The sequence below is a fragment of the Thermopetrobacter sp. TC1 genome (assembly GCF_000746275.1).
Classification (GTDB): domain Bacteria; phylum Pseudomonadota; class Alphaproteobacteria; order Rhizobiales; family Aestuariivirgaceae; genus Thermopetrobacter.
Genome location: NZ_JQKX01000026.1, coordinates 61,453 through 77,689 on the forward strand (window position 1 = coordinate 61,453; position 16,237 = coordinate 77,689).

The window sequence follows — 16,237 nt, forward strand, 5'->3', positions numbered from 1 at the left end:
CTGGTGCGCCGGACAATTCCGGGGGTGTTCCAACCCGATCATTAATCCCGGTGTCATATTTCTGATTCCACCTGAGATGCCGTTTGCGCCCCCCTGAGAGGAGGTGGGACAGGGAGGGGATCGGGCAGCAAACTCATGAGCGTCTGGCCCGACCCCCTCCCGCCCCCTGACGGGGCCGACCTCCCCCTGCCAGGGGGAGGTATATGAAGGCGCCTGCGTGACCGGATCACCGATAAAGACAGCTGAGCGGCACGCCAGGAGCAATTCCGGGACATACGCGCCGCCCGCCGCCATCAGCTCACTGCACCATGGCCTTCGCCTTCTCGGCCAGCGCTTTCGCCTTCTCGTAGTTGGCCTTCACCATGGCGTCCCACTGCTGCTCCACTTCGGCCTGCCGGCCCGTCACCTTGTCCGTCTTCTTCTTGCGCTTCTTCTTGAAGATGGCGGCGAATTCCGGATCCAGCGACTTGGCCTCGTCGATGGGCACCGCCGCGACCAGCGCGCGGGCCTCGTCCAGCAGCTTCTGCGCCTCCGGGTTCGGTTTCTTTGCCAGGGCTGCGGCGGCCTCGTGGATGGCCTTCGTCGCCGCCTTCAGGTCGTCCAGCCGGTAGGTGATCATCACGTCAAACAGCGAGTTCACCAGGTTGTAGCGCGCCTTGGACTTTTTCACGTCAAAGGCCACCTTGGCCGCGATCTCGCCCTTGAACGGGTTGGGCAGGTGCTTCGCCGGGCCGTCATACAGCTCCGGGCGCACCGGCAGGCGCTGGATCTTCGGATCCAGCAGCAGCTTCTGGCCTTCCGGCGAAAGCACGAACTCGATGAAGGCCGCCGCCGCTTTCGGGTGCGGCGCGTTCTTCACGATGGCGATGTTCGCCGGCACCAGCGCCGTGGTGGAGGGATAACGGAACTCCACCGGATAGCCCGTGGCCTTGGACGAGAAGCCGAAGAAGTCGATGACAATGCCGATGCCGAACTCGCCGGAGTTCACGCCCGAAGGCACGCCGAAGGAGCGCTCCGTCACCGTTTTCAGATTGCCGCCGATGGCCTTCCACAGGGCCCAGCCTTCCTTCCAGCCCTTGCCCTGCAGGACGGTTTCTACCGTCAGGTGCGTGGTACCGGAGCGCGACGGCGCGGACATGCCGACATGGCCGAAATAGACGGGCTTGGCGAGGTCCTCCCACTCCTTGGGTTCGGGCAGCTTCTTGGCCTTGAGATAGCGGGTGTTCCACATGATGCCGTAGCCGGAGGCGGCAAAGCCCTTGTAATAGCCGTCCGGGTCGTTGAGCGGGAAGGCGCCGATTTTCTCCGGAATGCCCTTGGCCTTCACCTGGTATTTGGCCAGCAGGCCGTCACCTTTAAGCACCTCGAAGGCATCCGGGGCGGAGGCCCAGAAGATGTCGGAAGTGTTGTTGGAGGCCGTTTCCTGAATGTATTTCACGCCGGCGGTGGTCTTCTTCTTCAGCATGTCCACCTTGGTGCCGGGATATTTGGCCTCGAAGGCGCGCTTGAACACGCTGGTGAGATCCTTCGGGAACGAGGTGACGACCACCAGCCTGTTCTCGATCTCCGCGGCCTTGAGGGAAACGGGCAGGACCGCCGTCGCCGAGATCACGACGGCCGCCAGAAAAGTGCGCGCGAACATTGTGATATCCTCCCTGAAAAGGTGTGAAGAAACGCGCGTATCGCCGGCTTCGCGCCGGTCTTTTCACTTGGAGGCAGCCTCCGGCAACCTGGGGGCAGCCCCGGGCAACACCGGCGCGAGCCGCCGGTATGGATCAGCTTATCCCATCGTGAGACGGCGTCAATGCCGCATTTGCCCTGGGTCAAGGAAGGGCCCCTGCGGGGCATGGTTTAGTGCGCGATACAGGCACGAGGAAGGGGAGCACTGGCATGAAGACCATTCTGGCGGCCGCCTTGGCGCTGACGCTGCTGATGCCGGCAGCCCATGCAAAGGATGCGAAAGAGCCCGATGCGGCGGCGCTTTATGCGCAGCATTGTGCCGAATGTCACGGGGCTGGGCGCCTGGGCGGCACCGGGCCGGCGCTGTTGCCGGAGAATCTCAGGCGCCTGCGCAAAAGCCGCGCGGCGGATGTCATCGCCAAGGGCCGCGTGTCCACCCAGATGCCGGCGTTTGGCGACACGCTGAGCGAGGCGGAAATCGCCGCGCTGGTTAAATACATCTACACGCCGCTTCCCAGCATGCCGGTGTGGGGAGAGAAGGAGATCCGGGCCAGCCGGCACATTCCCGTCGATGTCGATTATTCGGTAACCAGGCCGCAGTTCAACGCCGATCCGCTGAACCTGTTCGTGGTGGTGGAATCGGGCGATCATCACGTGAGCATTCTCGATGGCGACACATTTGAGCGCCTTGCCCGTTTCAGGAGCCGCTATGCCCTGCACGGCGGGCCGAAGTTCACGCCCGATGGCCGTTATGTCTTCTTCGCTTCGCGCGATGGCTGGGTGACCAAGTATGATCTTTACACGCTCGACGTGGTGGCGGAGGTGCGCGCCGGCATCAACACGCGCAACATCGCCATTTCCCACGATGGCAGCGTCATTGCCGTGGCCAACTATCTGCCGCACACGCTGGTGCTGCTGGATGCGCGCGACCTTTCGCTGAAGCACATCATCCCTGTGCGGGCGGCAAACGGCGAAACGTCGCGGGTTTCGGCCGTCTATCAGGCGCGGCCGCGCAAGAGCCTGGTGGTGGCGCTGAAGGATGTGCCGGAAGTGTGGGAGATTCCCGATCCGGACGCGGAGCAGCCCACCATCCGCCGCATTGCCGTGCCGGAGCCGGTGGACGATTTCTTCTTCGATCCGTCCTATGATCATCTTCTGGGGGCCGCGCGCGGCGCGCACAAGGGGGCGCTGGTGCTGAACATGAATACGGGCAAGGTTGTGGCGCACATCCCCCTGCCCGGCCTGCCGCATCTGGGCAGCGGCATCACCTGGACCTGGCAGGGCCGGCCGGTGATGGCCACGCCGCATCTGGGCGAAGGGCGCATCAGCATCATCGCCATGGACACCTGGGAAGTGATCAAGACGCTGAAAACCCCCGGCCCCGGCTTCTTCCTGCGCTCGCATGAAAAGACGCCCTATGCCTGGGCCGATGTCTTCTTCGGGCCCAACAAGGACAAGATGCTGGTCATCGACAAGCGCACGCTCAAGATCGTGAAGGTGCTCAATTACGCGCCGGGCAAGACGGTGGCGCACGTGGAGTTCGACCGGCATGGCAAATACGCCCTGATCTCCGTGTGGGAGATGGATGGCGCGGTGCTGGTGGTGGACGCCAACACCTTCAAGGTGGTCAAGCGCATCCCGATGAAAAAGCCCGTGGGCAAATACAACGTCTACAACAAGATCACCTTCTCGGAGGGGACGAGTCATTGAGCGCTCATTCAATCCAGGGCCAGAAATGAGGCGGTTTTGGTGGGCGATGGTGCCTGCCAGCAGGCCATACTACACGACACACACACACACACACATATCGTCACCCCGGCGAAAGCCTTAGGTCTTGAGCCACAAACGCATGAGACAATGGCCTTAGATACCGGCTTTCGCCGGTATGACGATATAAGTGTCGTGCAGGGTGCCCGTCAGGAATTCCTGATAGAGGTGTTGCGCTCCGTTATGCCTGCAGAAGGTCCGGGGGGATGTCCAGGATTGGCGCGATGGCTTCGGCAGCCTGTGCGGAGAGAGCCTTTGCCGTGTCAAGCGCGCGCAATTCATTCAGGGAAAGACCTGTTTCCGTGGCGAGATCATTGAGGGTCAGGCCGCGCCATTCACGGAAAAACACGCAAGGGCGGTTCATCCTCGACAAGAATGCGGCGCACCACGTCCAAGGGAATCACGGCTTCCTCGCCGGCATCGATGCGCGCTGCCAGCCTTTCCGCCTCGCGCCAGTCTTCTTCAGCGATTCCGGCAATAGTGATTTCAGCATGCTTGGCCATGGCCCTTAAAATCCTCAAGCAATGAGGCGCACGATCTCTCTGTCGCCGCCTTTCTTGACCCGGAAGATAGCACGAACCCCATGCGGCAGGGCATACATCGTTGCCGGAACGGAATCACACTATATGACACAGCATTGCCGCCTTTCCCGTTACCCCGCAGATCAGCCCACCACTGTTTTCAACCCCGCCTAAGGCATAGATGGCGGGGTAACATACCCCGCCAAAACGTTCCGGAACGGGATGAAATCCCGTTCCGGCATTTTATTTCCACACGGGTCAAACCAAACCTGCTGGCACACTACACGACACAACGTTGCCATATTTCTCGTCACCCCGGCGAAAGCCCATTGTTGCCCAAACAAATTACTCTATCCGTTGCGAATGATTTTCGTTATTAAAAGTGTAAGCACTCATATGCACCATGGATGTTTTTACCAAGGCATTCTCCCACCATCGCCCGAACTTGGAGTTGGTTATTTTTATATGGAATATCAATAAGTTACGTCATGCCCGGGCGTGTCCCGGGCATCCAGGGGCGGTTTACGCATGCGGTGTTGGCAGTCAAGAAGGGTTCTTCAGGACTCTACCCTTCGAGAGGAACCTCCCATTAAAAAGCATACGGCTCAGATCAAGCCTGCTGGTAAGCACCATCGCCCACCAAAAACGCCTCATTCTTGGCCCTGGATTGCCGGGACAAGGCCCGGCAATGACGTTTTCTCATTGTTTATCAATGAGTTAAGCAACTAGCGCTCAACGTATGGAAAGTCTTTTTCCTTGGTCGGTTTGACGGCAACAGCCCGCTTCCTGAATTTTCTTGGACAGGCGTGGGCGAAAGCCTTAGGGCTCGGGCCACATATGCATGAGTCAATGGCCTGAGATACCGGCTTGCGCCGGTATGACGATGCGGGTGTCGTGTCATGGGATCCGTAATACCCAACAGGAAAGTCCGCCGAACTGTTGCGGGGCCGGTTGAAAATCTCTTCCGGCAAGGAAACGGCGTGAGGGGCAAGTGGTAGGTCCCGCCCTGCTCATGGTGTCGGCTGGGATCAGCGGCCGGTGTTGCCGTTCTTGCCGTTGGGTGCGGGGGTGCCGTTTGGTTCGGGCGGGCTGACGGGGATGACCTCGCCGGTCATGGCGAAGTGATTGAGGGCGGCGACATCGGCGATGATGACGTGATCGCGCTGGATGCGCACGCCGAGCTGGCGCAAGCGCTTGAGCGCGCGGGAGAAGCTCTCCGGCTTCATGCCGAGGCGGGCGGCGATCAGCCCCTTTTCATAGGGCAGGTCGATCTGGGCCTCGCCCTCCTCCTCCGGGCAGAGGCCGACGATGAAGTCGGCGACGCGCTGGGCGCCGGTCTGGCCCTTGATGTGCTCGATTTCCTCCACGAGATCGCGCACGCGGCGGGAGGTGGCGGCGAGCATGCCCATGGCGAGGTCGGGATCGGAAATGAGCGCGGCCTTGAAGCTGCTGGAGAGCACGGGCAGAAGCCGCGCCGGGGCGACGACCTCGGCGCTGGCCGGATAGCGGCCGCCGAGGAACATGGCGATCTCTGCCACCATGGCGCCCTTGCCGAACACGCCGATGACCACCTCGTCACCATCGGGGCTGTGGCGGGTGATTTTCACCAGGCCGTCGAGGATGACGTAGAAACAGTCGGCGCGGTCGCCCTGCTGAAAGAGCATGACGCCGCGCGGATACTCGCGCGGGGTGGCGCCCTTCAGCAGGCGCATGAGGGCATCGTCGTCAAGACGGGAAAAGAGCGGCACCTTCCTGATGAGGGCCAGATCCTGTTCGGTCAGCGACATGCCACCTCGCTCTCCCTCGCCATCCGTCGCCGTGCCCCCGGATCCGGCTTGCCTTGCCCCTTTCGTTCCTAACCGAACAGCCGCCGCAAGAGAGAGGGCCGGCGCGCGGCCGGTTCCTCCTTGCCGGATTGGGCCTCCGCCTCCTCTCCCACGGTCTGAGGCGGCATGCGCGAAATGGTCCAGCGCGGCACCACCGTACCGCCACAGCCACAGGCCGAGCCCATCTTGCGGGGATCGAAGATCTTCATGAAGGTGGGATCGTCCGGATCGTCAACATAGAGGAAGCCGCAATAGTCCTCGCGATGACGGCGGCGGAGAAAGTCCTCCGCCTCGGACAGGAACTGGCGGAAGGCTTCGGGCGGCATGGGCGCCTCAGGCAGGGTCTTCTCCCTGAAATCCCGCACATACCAGCCTTCGGGCCGTTCGGCGAGACGGGCCCACAACGCCTCGAACTGCGCCCATTGCAAAAGGCCGATGAGGCGGCCGGTGAACTTCTCTCGATACCCCGAGCGCGGCATCGCCTCCCCTTCACTCACACCCCGCCCTCTGCGCCGGTGTTCCAACGCGCATGCACACGGCCCAAACGGCGGTTCTTCCCTCTCCCTCGGGCCCGGTCACGATCTTGTGTCCGACCGGATTCCTTTTCGTGATCTGCATCATAGACGCAAAAGGCTCCGGTGAGCAACCGGAGCCTCCTTTCAACCATGGTTCATTTTTCACGGGCCCGGTGGCGGATCTTTCAGCGCCTAAGGAGCCCGTGCCGTTGTCCGGTCACTTGAAGCCGAGCTTCTTCAGCCCCATGGTGAGCGGGCAGAAGCCCGTGAAGCCGGCCTGGAAGAGATTGAGGCCGACGAAGGCGGTGAACCACAGCCAGGACACCTGGCTCAAATCCGCCTGGCCGAAATAATGGGCAAGGCCGAGGCTGATGAGAATGAACAGCCCGGCAAAGCTCATGGTCAGAGATTGTGCCGTCATGGTTTTTGCTCCCTTGTTGAAGGCTGATCGTGGCCGTTCCTTCGGGGTTTCAGGATGCCATATGGGAATGCCGTGCGCGATGATCCAGTCAGGATCAGGAGGGGTTGGATGATGTGTTCAGGGACAGACGGTCTAACGTGGGGGCGTCCGACGCCTGACAGGCGCGCTGTTGCGCCCGCATGAAGGCCGCCAGCACCTCCCGCTGCCAGTCGCTCAAATCTTCCGAGACCCTGTAGTGCACCCACTGGGCATCGCGGCGCATCTGCACCAGGCCGGCATCACGCAACACGGCCAGATGCCGCGAAACCCGGGACTGCGGCACGCCAAGGGCCTTGACCATGTCGCCGACCGTCATCTCCCCTTCGCGCTGCAGCAGGGAGAGGATGCACAGCCGGGTCTCGTCCGCCAGAGCCTGAAAGAACTGCACATACGACATGCGGCCGTATATGAGATTTTTCTCATGAGCCGTCAAGCGCACAACAGCCCTTGCGTCACCTGCAGCGGGTTAAGCGCGCCAGAGGTTTCATCACGCGAAAAAACCCCTGCCCTGCCCTCACGACAAATCGGTGGGGCAGAAGATTTCGTGCAGCACTTCCATGAAGACGAGCACCTCCAGGCTGGCGATCTGATAATAGATCTCCTTGCCCTGACGCCGGGGCTGCACCAGATTTTCCGCGCGCAGGCGCTGCAGCTGCTGGGAAACCGCCGCCTGACGCATGCCGAGACGTTTGGCGATCTCGCCCACGGATTTCTCACCATCCAGCAAAAGGCAGAGAATGCGCAGCCGGGTTTCGTGTGACAGCGTTTTGAGAAAGCTGCTGGCCTTGTCGGCCCCGCGGGCCATTTCCTTTGGCGGTATGTGCAAGGACTTGGCGTTCATGGACTCCCCCGTGGCGTTTCCTCCTTCGGGGCGGCGGCTTCTCTCCTCTTTCATTCATTGCTGGCCGCCTGCCCGGCTTATCCGTGCCGCCCCCTGACAGAGGGGATCAGCCTCCGTCATCAGCCGCGGCAGCGCCGGCCTTTTGCGGCCGGTTCTTCTCACGCGGCAGTTTTTTCAAGAGATTGTCCAGACGGCTCCAGAAGCCGTATTCCGTGTTGTAGCCCTCAATGCGCCCCACCTCGCGCCCGGCATCGTCAAGGAGCACGAAGGTGGGTGTCCAGTAGATGCCGCGGATGTGTTCGAGATCCTTCGGGCGCGGCTCATGAATGTCCACGATACGCAAGGGGGCAATGCGCCCCTCGTCGGTCTTGTTGTAAACAACGCCGATATCCTTCATCCAGCGTTCGCAATAGGGGCAGGTCTCGCTCATGAACATCACGAGCGTGGCCGCGGCTGCCGGCCGCAGTGCGGTAAAGAGAAGCGTGATGAACATGCATCCCGCCAGCCACCACAACCGAAGGCCCCGCCCCCGGCGCCGCTGCGGCAATGGCATTTCACGAGCCTGGATCATGGCCTGTTCTCCCCGTTGCTGGCGGCGCGACGGACAATGCGCGGCGCAGACCGACAGGCGCGCATGCATCTTTGGCCCTTCCAGACGCGGCGATCGTCCGGCACGAAGCCGTCGCGATTGGGCATGCGCACCTTTGTCAGACTTTCGGCATCGGCGATGAAATCCTCATCGACGATGCCGTTCAGGTTCAGGATGAAGGCGACAAGGGCGTAGGTCTCTGCCGGCGAGAGGGTATGCCCCTCAAGGAAGGGCATGGCCCGGCGCACATAATCAAAGAGGCTCGGCGCATAGGGCCAGAAGGAGCCGACGGTGCGGCGCGGCCGGTCCGTGCTCAGCGAGCCCTCGCCGCCGATGAGGGCGGGCATGTTGCCCACGCCTTCGCCGAATTCGCCATGACAGGCGGCGCAGCGCTCAGCATAGAGCGCCTCGCCCCGGCTTACGCTGCCGGATCCCGGCGGCAGGCCGGCGCCGTCGGGCCCGCGCACGTCGGTATCCCACAAGGCCAGCTCCTGATCGGTCGGCGGGCGGCCAATGGTCTCGGCGCGGGGGGATGCTCCAGCGGCCAGAACGAGAAACAGCCCGATGATCACGGCCGCAACTCCAGCCCGCGCCCGACGCAGTGCACCGGAAAGGAGCTGCAGACGGCTTTCGCGCCTCTTTTTTCCCGCACCTCCATTGTGTGACATATGCATCGTCATGCCGGCGAAAGCCCAAACCTGACCAAGGAAATTCAGGGGACGTGCTGCCGCTTTCAGAGTGATCAATGAGAAATTGCTTTCAGACAGGCAGGACACACTGCACGACAGAAGATTGCCATCTTCCTCGTCACCCCGGCGAAAGCCGGGAGCTTGAGCCACAAATGCATGAGACAATGGCCTGAGATACCGGCTTTCGCCGGTATGACGATATAAGTGTCGTGTAATATGCAGGCAGGATGAGTTATTCAATTTATTGATAAACCAAGAAAAACCGTCATTGCCGGCCTTGTGCCGGCAATCCAGGGCCAAGGGTGAGGCCGTTTTGGTGGGCGATAGTATTCGCCAACAGGCTTGGCTTGAGCCATATGATCTTTGAAGGGCGCGCTCCCTTGAAGAACCGAGCCTGGAAGAGCCGTCTTTTATTTCCATTGCCACCTGCATCAACCGCCCCTGGATGCCCGGGACAAGCCCGGGCATGACGTCACTCTTTGATTTGCTGCTGTTCAACATGCATGCCCGACCGCACAGCGGCGCGCGCGGCCGATTGCGGCGGGAAGAGCGCGGCTTGTCCGGCCGGGGCGCGCCCGGCGATGATTCTCTTTCAGTCCAGGCGCACATGGGTCACCTTTCCGTCGCTGGCCACGTGCCAGGTGGTGATGGCGTTGTTGTGATAGATGCCGGTCTCGCCCTTGTCGGACAGGGCCTGGGCATAGGTGGGCTGCACAGCACCGGTTTCGTCCACGGCGCGGGATTGCAGCAGCAGCTCCTCCCCCTGCCAGTCAAACGGCAGGCGAAAGCGGGTGAGGCAGCGCGGCAGCACCGGCTCTTCCAGCCTTGCCGGCTGCCAGTTCACGCCGCCATCGAAGGACACATCCACGGCCACGATGCGGCCACGGCCGGACCAGGCAAGGCCGGAAAGCTGTTGCAAGCCTTTCCTGCGCAGGGGATTTTCCGGACAGGGATGGGTGATGACCGACTTCACCTCCATTTCAAGGGTGAACAGCCGCGCCTTGCCATCGGGGCGCAGATCGGCATAGCGGGCCGTTTCCTCCCGGGTCATCCAGGGGGCATCGCCCACCTCGATGCGGGCAATCCATTTTACGGACGCCGCGCCTTCCAGCCCCGGGCAGAGCAGGCGCAGGGGATAGCCCTGTTCGGGGCGCAAGGCCTCGCCGTTCTGGGCGAAAACGAGCATGGCGCCATTGAGCGCATGCTCAAGCGGCAGGGAGCGGGCATAGCCGGCGCCATCGGCGGCCTCGCACAAAAGCCAGGCGGCCTTGCGCTTCAGCCCGCAGAGCTTGAGCACATCCTTCAGCAAAACCCCCGTCCACTGACAGCAGGAGAGCATGCCGTGGGTGAACTGCACGGCGTTGTTCTGCGGCCCGCGCCATTCCAGGGCTCCGTTACCGGCGCATTCCAGAAAGTGAAAGCGGGAATGCACGGGCAGGCGGCGCAGATCCTCCAGCGTGAAAACACGCGGCCTTTCCACCAGCCCATGCACGAGCAGGCGGTGTTCCTGCGGGGCGATGTCGGGCGCGCCGGCATGATGCCGCTCGAAATGCAGGCCGTTGGGCGTGATGATTCCTTCTAGCGCATGCAGGGGGGTGAAGCTGACGTTTGATTCCCGTGTGGGATTCATCCACGGAATGACGCGGCGCACGACATTGGCCTCATGCGGGCTGGGCCGGCCATAGGCTTCAGCCAGAACGGGGCGGCCGCCCTGACGGCGCTTTTCGCTCAAGCGCACCAGTGCTGTATCGGCCGCCGCGGCGGCCTGCCCTTTCCTTGAGGCCGTGATGGAAGCGAAAGCGCCGGCCCCGGCGGCGAATGCGCCAAGGCCGGCGGCTTTCATCAACGTCCGGCGGTTGACGGGTTTGTCCTTCACGTCACACCCTTGCGTTTCCTCCCTGCTCCCTTCACGTATCGGAGCGTTCCGGCCCGCTCCTCTTAGAGGACGCAGACCGACAGACCTGGGCCGATCATTTGTCGGTGACCAGCCGGACGTCGCGATTCTTGGGGATGCGCACGACCTTCTTGTCGCGGATCCAGTCCTTGACGATGTCCCACACGGGCGGGCCTTCCACGCCCTCGTTCACCGAGGCCCAGCCGGCGACGACATATTTCTTCTGCGGGTCGATGGGCTCGCCGGTGCGTTTCAGGCGCAGGTTCTGGATGCGCTGGCCCATGGGCTTGTAGGGATGCAGATCGTAGGTGAGCCCGCCGGTGCGCACCATGTCGCCGCCCTGCTGGTAATAGGGATCGGGGTTGTAGAGGTTGTCGCAGACATCCTCCATGATGTCCTTGATCATCTTGCCGGTCATTTCCACGCGGTAGGCCTCCGGATAGGTGATGGCCGTCTGCGAATAGACGTCGTCGGCGGTGATGTCCTGACCGGCCATGACCGAGGGGCCCCAGCGGAAGCCCGGCGAGAAGGCGATCTCGGCATCGCGCCGTTCCATGAGGGCTGTGCAGATGAGGTCATCAAAGGTGCCGTCGATGTTGCCGCGGCGATAGAGCGTGGTCTCCGCCCGGCCCAGCACCTCGCCCAGATCCTTCTCATAGGGCTTGCGGATCTTGTCGATCAGCGCCTTCATCTCCGGATCGGGCGCAATCGCGTCGGAGAACACGGGCATGAGCTTGTAGGACCAGCCGCTCATGCGGCCGTTCTTCACCTCGATGTCAAGGCGGGAGACGAACTTGCCCGAACAGCCGGAGGAGACGAGCAGCGTGTTGCCGACAAGATAGGGCTCGGGGATGGCATCGTGCGTGTGGCCGACGAGGATGACGTCGATGCCCTTCACGCGGCGCGCCATCTTGCGGTCCACATCAAAGCCGTTGTGCGAGAGCAGCACCACGAGCTCGGCGCCGGCGGCGCGGGCGTCATCGACGTGCTTCTGCACCATGTCCTCACGGATGCCGAAGGACCATTGCGGGATCTTGTAACGGGGGTTGGCCACCGGCGTGTAGGGGAAGGCCTGGCCGATGACGGCGACCTTGACACCGCCGCGCTCGAACATCTGCCAGGCCTTGAAGACCGGCTCCTCCCATTCGGCATCGATGACATTGCCGGCAAGATAGGGAAACTTGAGCTGTTCGATGAGCTCCTTGACGCGCTCATCACCATAGGTGAATTCCCAATGGGCGGTCATGGCGTCGGTGCCGAGGGCGTTCATGACGTCCACCATGTCCTGCCCCTTCGTCTGCAGGGCCGTCCACGAGCCCTGCCAGGTGTCGCCGCCGTCCAGCAGCAGGCACTTGCCCGGCCTTTCGGCGCGAATGGCCTTGACGATGGTGGCGACGCGATCCATGCCGCCCACACGGCCATAAGCGCGGGCCAGTTCCTCGAAATCGAGGTAGGTGAGCGCATAGGCCTCGGCGGTGCCGCGGCGGATCTTGTAATATTTGAGGAAATCCTCGCCGACGAGATGGGGCGGCAGGCCCATGGCCTCGCCAACACCGATGTTCACGTCCGGCTCGCGGAAATAGATGGGCCTGAGCTGGGCGTGAATGTCGGTGACGTGAATGAGCGTCACCTGCCCTTTCGGCTTGAATTTCAGGATCTCATCCTGAGTGATCTTCTGTGCGGCCACGGCCCGGCGCAGCCCCTCCACGGTGCCGCCGGTCATGGCCAGAGCCGCCAGAGTCAGCTGAATGAAGTCTCGCCTGTGAATGAGCACGTCTCTTCCCTCTGTCCCGTTGTTCTTCGTATCCGTTCGTCTGATGTCTTGTCGGGTTGTTGTGTCTCACTCCCGGTCACATGCATGACCGGTCCGATCATTCCAGCCGTCTCTCCCCCCAGATCGGCGGTCACCGTTTTTCAAGGTTCTCAGGTCTCCTCCCTGCCCTTCCTGCCAGTTGGCCTGACATTCAAATCAACAGGGTGTTCCGGTCATCCTTTTTTCGTTTCCCTGTGCCGCCCCGGCAGAGGCCTGATTATGCCCCCTTGCGGCGGCAGAGGCGGGAGGGCGCCCGTTTGCGCCACGGTCAAAGGCGGGCGCCTCTCCCTTTATGCGTTGCGGTCTTGCTCTTGTCCGGTTTTCCCGGGCGGAATGATGCGCCTGTCTCAAGACCCCAGGCTCCGCCGGGAAACGTCAGCGACGCACTGCCGGCACCTCAACGGGCAGGCCGCGCGAGCGCCATTTCACGAAGAGCTCGAGATTGACGTATTCATCCGAACCGGGCTTGTACGGCTCGGCGCGGATCTGCTTGTTGCAGCCCTTGAAGCGGCGATGCAGCGAGCCGATCTTCTGCCACTTCAGACGATAGGCCGGGAAGGCGCCGCCCCCGCGCCCCTCGGAGAGCAGGTCGGCGCGGATGTACCGTCCGGCGAAATCGTAGTGACAGTGCTTGCAGGCCATGTCGAGCTGGCCGCGCCGCTTGAAGTAGAACTCCTTGCCCTTTTCGAAGAAGGGTTTGGCGGGCCCGTCGATCTTCACGTTCATCGGCAGGCCGCGCGAGACGTAGCCGATGAGCGTGGTCATGGCCAGAAGCGGCTCGGACTCCCACTTCCAGGGCTTGGCCTTCATCTGCTCGGTGCGGCAGCGGTTGATGCGCTGCTCGATGTTGATGAGCTTTTCCGTCTTGGGATCGTACTTGGGATAGACCGGATAAACGCCGCGCAGACTCTCCGGCTCGCCATGGCAGCTGGCGCAGGACTTGCCGGCCTCGCCCTCCACCTTGGTCCACAACTCACGCCCCTTCTCGACCCAGAGCATGCCGGGGTTGATGAAGTCGTCATCCTGAATGGACTGGGTCTCCTTCGTGGCGAAGAGATAGCCCGACTTGCGTCCATCCACCTCGTACTTGCCCTTGCAGGCATCGCAGGCCATTGCGCTCGATGCGCCATAACCGGCAAGGCCGGCGGCGAGCAGGAGCGAAGCGACGACTGCCGCCCGCTTCCTGCCGCGCCCGTTCATGCTCACCTTCCTGGACATGTTTCCTCCCGCTGTCCTGATCTCATTCTGTCGTTTTCTGAGTTCCATCATCCATTCAGGCGACGGTGATCTTGGCCTTGGCGGTGTATTCCTCGCCCTTCTCGTCGTGCCAGATGAACTCGAACTCGCCGGACTTATCCACCTTGCAGGTGAAGGAGCAGTAGGGATTGGCGGAAACGCCGCCTTCCCAGTCCGCCCAGAAGAACTTCTCGCCGTTGTACTTGGCGGTGAACTTGTCGATGATGTGCCGGGGGATGAGCTTGCCCGTCTTCTTGTCCTTGCGATTGCCGGACTCCATCTTGTGACGGATCAGCGTCTTGATGGTGATGATCTCCCCGGCCTTGGCCGTCTTCGGAACCTTCACGCGTGCCTTCGCCATCGCTTTCGTTCTCCCGTTCGTCTTGGTTTTTCTGCCGCCCCGCCGTCAGAGGGGCGTTGATCCATCTTTCACCGGCGTTTCAGGGCGCCTGAATTAGGGCCGCATCAGCCGCCGCAGCCGCCGATGGTGACCTTCACCGTGGTCTTGCCGATGTACCACTTGCCGTCGGACATCTGGGCCACGGCCCACACCTCCTGGGTCTCGGCCATGCGCACGCGGATCTTGGCCACGGCCTTGCCCGAGCGCGGGGTGAAGTGGAACGTGCAGATGTGCGGCTTGGGGTTCTTGGTGGAGATGATGGAAATGGACTTGCAGTAGTCCTTTTCCGTCATCGGGCTGTCGGCGGAGACCTCGGTGGGCACGGTGGCGCCGTTCTCGGCGATCTCCGGCATCACCAGCTTGACCTTGCCCTCGGCGGGCTGGGCGCCACCGGTGAGCTTGGCCAGGAAGGCCGCGGCCTGATCCGGCGTGGCATGCGCCAGGTTCGACAGGGCGGCCAGCGTGGCAGCAGACGCGCCGGCGCCGATGAGGAAGGTGCGACGGTCGATGACCTCGATCTTCATCATGCTCATTCTCTAAAGCTCCTCGACATGTTGCGGTTTTCGCCCGGCCCGCGGCAGGAATGCCAGCGGATGGGCGTCACTTCTGCTCAGGCTTCTTGAGGGTGACCAGGTAGGAGATGATGTCCTCGATCTCCTGGGCGGTCAGGATGGGCTTGCCCCGGAACTTCTTCATCACGCGGTAGAGCCCCTCCACGCGATAGAAGGCCGGCATGATGGTGTCCGGGTTGATGACCTTGGGATTGACCAGACGAAGACGGATCTCCTCCGCCGGCATGTTGCTGGCCAGGTCGGACAGATCCGGGCCGATTTCGCCGTGGAACGGATAGTCCTTCATCTGATCGATCTTGTGACAGGCCAGGCAGTTGCCCTTCTTGCGGTTCGCGATGAGCTTGCGGCCGCGGGCGGGATCGCCCGGCTTGTCGGTGAGCGGCTTGGGGATGGCGATGTCGCCTACGATTTCGTAGGGCTTCAGACCGTCGTCCTTGACCACGCCGGCGGTGGCGGCGACGGTCGCCAGCCCCAGACCGGCAAGGCCGGCCATGACTGCGATCGCACTTTTCCTCATGGACTGCTTTCCCTCCCGAAATCTCGCGTCTGTCATGTTCTTGCCCTCTTGGCCCTTCGAGCAGGCCCGCCTCGCCGGGGGCAGAGCCGGAAGGCCTGTCTGTTCTTGCCGCTCCGGCATCCTGCTGCCCTCGACAACGCGCCGGTGACTCTAGCTTCTATTTGTATATTTGCAAGTCTGAATGTGTAAAATTGGAAATAAAATCTGTTTTATACTAGACATGTCTTATAAAAGATGCTTCTAATATGAGAAATTGTTTTATTAGAGTTTTCTAATATGAGGATTTGCTTATTCACTATTTGCGATATGGCGGGAGGGCGGGAATTGGGGCGAGGAAAAGCTCAATTCCCTGATCTTCATCAATTTTTTCGCCGCTTTCGACTGGCAGGAGGCCCGTTACGCATCACGGCGTGATCGCCGGATTTGCGCGTTTGAGTTGCGAGTGAATTGCAAAACGGAGCGGACGGCGCAGGCGGGATGTCATGCGCACAAGAAAAGAAGCATTCACATTTGCGACGTTTTGCCGCACTTCATGCAGAGCATACAACGTCGCTCATGCCCGCCGGCACATGCCACTGCCCTTCAGAACCGTCTCGCTTGGGACCCGGGAAAGCCGGCACAAAGCAGGCAATGATGTTTTTCTTATGGGTTATCTATGAGTTATATGCCCTATTGGGAGACAACGCACTCCACGACACACCGTTGCCACCTTCCTCGTCACCCCGGCGAAAGCCTCAGGTCTCGTACCACAAACGCATGAGTCAATGGCCTGAGATACCGGCTGATCTACGGTATGACGATGCGGGTCTCATGTAGTGTGATTCAGTGGGGGCAGGCAGTGCAGCGATCAGTGACTGTTCCATAAAATGCCGGAACGGGATTTTATCCCGTTCCGGAACGTTTTGGCGGGGTATGTT

The 16,237-nt window shown here is 61.7% G+C and carries 16 protein-coding genes; 1 reads left to right on the top strand and 15 read right to left on the bottom strand.

Annotated features, from left to right (window positions below; all coding sequences use genetic code 11):
- Window positions 1-298: 298 nt before the first annotated feature.
- Window positions 299-1,642, bottom strand: a complete 1,344-nt coding sequence (locus EK16_RS03770; RefSeq protein WP_038034840.1) for an extracellular solute-binding protein — start codon at window positions 1,640-1,642, stop codon at window positions 299-301.
- Window positions 1,643-1,890: 248 nt separating this feature from the next.
- Here EK16_RS03770 and EK16_RS03775 point away from each other — a divergent pair, with 248 nt between their 5' ends.
- Window positions 1,891-3,390 carry a cytochrome D1 domain-containing protein gene (locus EK16_RS03775; RefSeq protein WP_038034841.1) on the top strand — a complete coding sequence of 500 codons (1,500 nt, stop codon included), beginning with the start codon at window positions 1,891-1,893 and terminating at the stop codon, window positions 3,388-3,390.
- A gap of 392 nt (window positions 3,391-3,782) precedes the next feature.
- Here the strand turns inward: EK16_RS03775 and EK16_RS12160 are convergent, their stop codons facing one another.
- The 14 genes from EK16_RS12160 to soxX all read right to left on the bottom strand — a co-directional run bounded on the left by EK16_RS12160 (window position 3,783) and on the right by soxX (window position 15,320).
- Window positions 3,783-3,950, bottom strand: coding sequence for a hypothetical protein (locus EK16_RS12160; RefSeq protein ID WP_156098470.1), 168 nt, complete (start codon window positions 3,948-3,950; stop codon window positions 3,783-3,785).
- Between the two features lie 1,046 nt (window positions 3,951-4,996).
- Entirely contained in the window at window positions 4,997-5,755 is a 759-nt protein-coding gene (locus EK16_RS03780; protein WP_081910231.1) for a Crp/Fnr family transcriptional regulator, read from the bottom strand.
- 68 nt (window positions 5,756-5,823) lie between these two features.
- Window positions 5,824-6,273, bottom strand: coding sequence for a hypothetical protein (locus EK16_RS03785; RefSeq protein ID WP_051928893.1), 450 nt, complete (start codon window positions 6,271-6,273; stop codon window positions 5,824-5,826).
- 253 nt (window positions 6,274-6,526) lie between these two features.
- Entirely contained in the window at window positions 6,527-6,730 is a 204-nt protein-coding gene (locus EK16_RS03790; protein WP_038034844.1) for a YgaP family membrane protein, read from the bottom strand.
- 94 nt (window positions 6,731-6,824) lie between these two features.
- Window positions 6,825-7,202 carry an ArsR/SmtB family transcription factor gene (locus tag EK16_RS03795; protein ID WP_156098471.1) on the bottom strand — a complete coding sequence of 126 codons (378 nt, stop codon included), beginning with the start codon at window positions 7,200-7,202 and terminating at the stop codon, window positions 6,825-6,827.
- A gap of 81 nt (window positions 7,203-7,283) precedes the next feature.
- Complete coding sequence (locus EK16_RS03800; protein WP_038034877.1) at window positions 7,284-7,610, bottom strand: ArsR/SmtB family transcription factor; 327 nt, start codon at window positions 7,608-7,610, stop codon at window positions 7,284-7,286.
- Window positions 7,611-7,716: 106 nt separating this feature from the next.
- Window positions 7,717-8,181, bottom strand: coding sequence for a thioredoxin fold domain-containing protein (locus EK16_RS03805; RefSeq protein WP_231573596.1), 465 nt, complete (start codon window positions 8,179-8,181; stop codon window positions 7,717-7,719).
- A complete protein-coding gene (locus tag EK16_RS12385) occupies window positions 8,178-8,771 on the bottom strand; it encodes a c-type cytochrome (RefSeq protein WP_051928895.1) in 594 nt (197 codons plus the stop codon). The genes EK16_RS03805 and EK16_RS12385 overlap by 4 nt, the downstream gene beginning before the upstream one ends.
- A gap of 709 nt (window positions 8,772-9,480) precedes the next feature.
- Complete coding sequence (soxC, locus tag EK16_RS03815) at window positions 9,481-10,764, bottom strand: sulfite dehydrogenase (RefSeq protein WP_038034847.1); 1,284 nt, start codon at window positions 10,762-10,764, stop codon at window positions 9,481-9,483.
- 94 nt (window positions 10,765-10,858) lie between these two features.
- Window positions 10,859-12,556, bottom strand: coding sequence for a thiosulfohydrolase SoxB (soxB, locus tag EK16_RS03820; protein ID WP_081910234.1), 1,698 nt, complete (start codon window positions 12,554-12,556; stop codon window positions 10,859-10,861).
- 414 nt (window positions 12,557-12,970) lie between these two features.
- On the bottom strand, window positions 12,971-13,813 hold the full coding sequence (soxA, locus tag EK16_RS03825) for a sulfur oxidation c-type cytochrome SoxA (protein WP_197059596.1): 843 nt from the start codon (window positions 13,811-13,813) through the stop codon (window positions 12,971-12,973).
- Between the two features lie 55 nt (window positions 13,814-13,868).
- Complete coding sequence (gene soxZ / locus EK16_RS03830; RefSeq protein WP_038034848.1) at window positions 13,869-14,192, bottom strand: thiosulfate oxidation carrier complex protein SoxZ; 324 nt, start codon at window positions 14,190-14,192, stop codon at window positions 13,869-13,871.
- A gap of 104 nt (window positions 14,193-14,296) precedes the next feature.
- Window positions 14,297-14,764, bottom strand: a complete 468-nt coding sequence (soxY, locus tag EK16_RS03835; RefSeq protein WP_081910235.1) for a thiosulfate oxidation carrier protein SoxY — start codon at window positions 14,762-14,764, stop codon at window positions 14,297-14,299.
- A 67-nt stretch (window positions 14,765-14,831) separates the two neighbouring features.
- A complete protein-coding gene (soxX, locus tag EK16_RS03840) occupies window positions 14,832-15,320 on the bottom strand; it encodes a sulfur oxidation c-type cytochrome SoxX (RefSeq protein ID WP_038034849.1) in 489 nt (162 codons plus the stop codon).
- Between the last annotated feature and the right edge of the window lie 917 nt (window positions 15,321-16,237).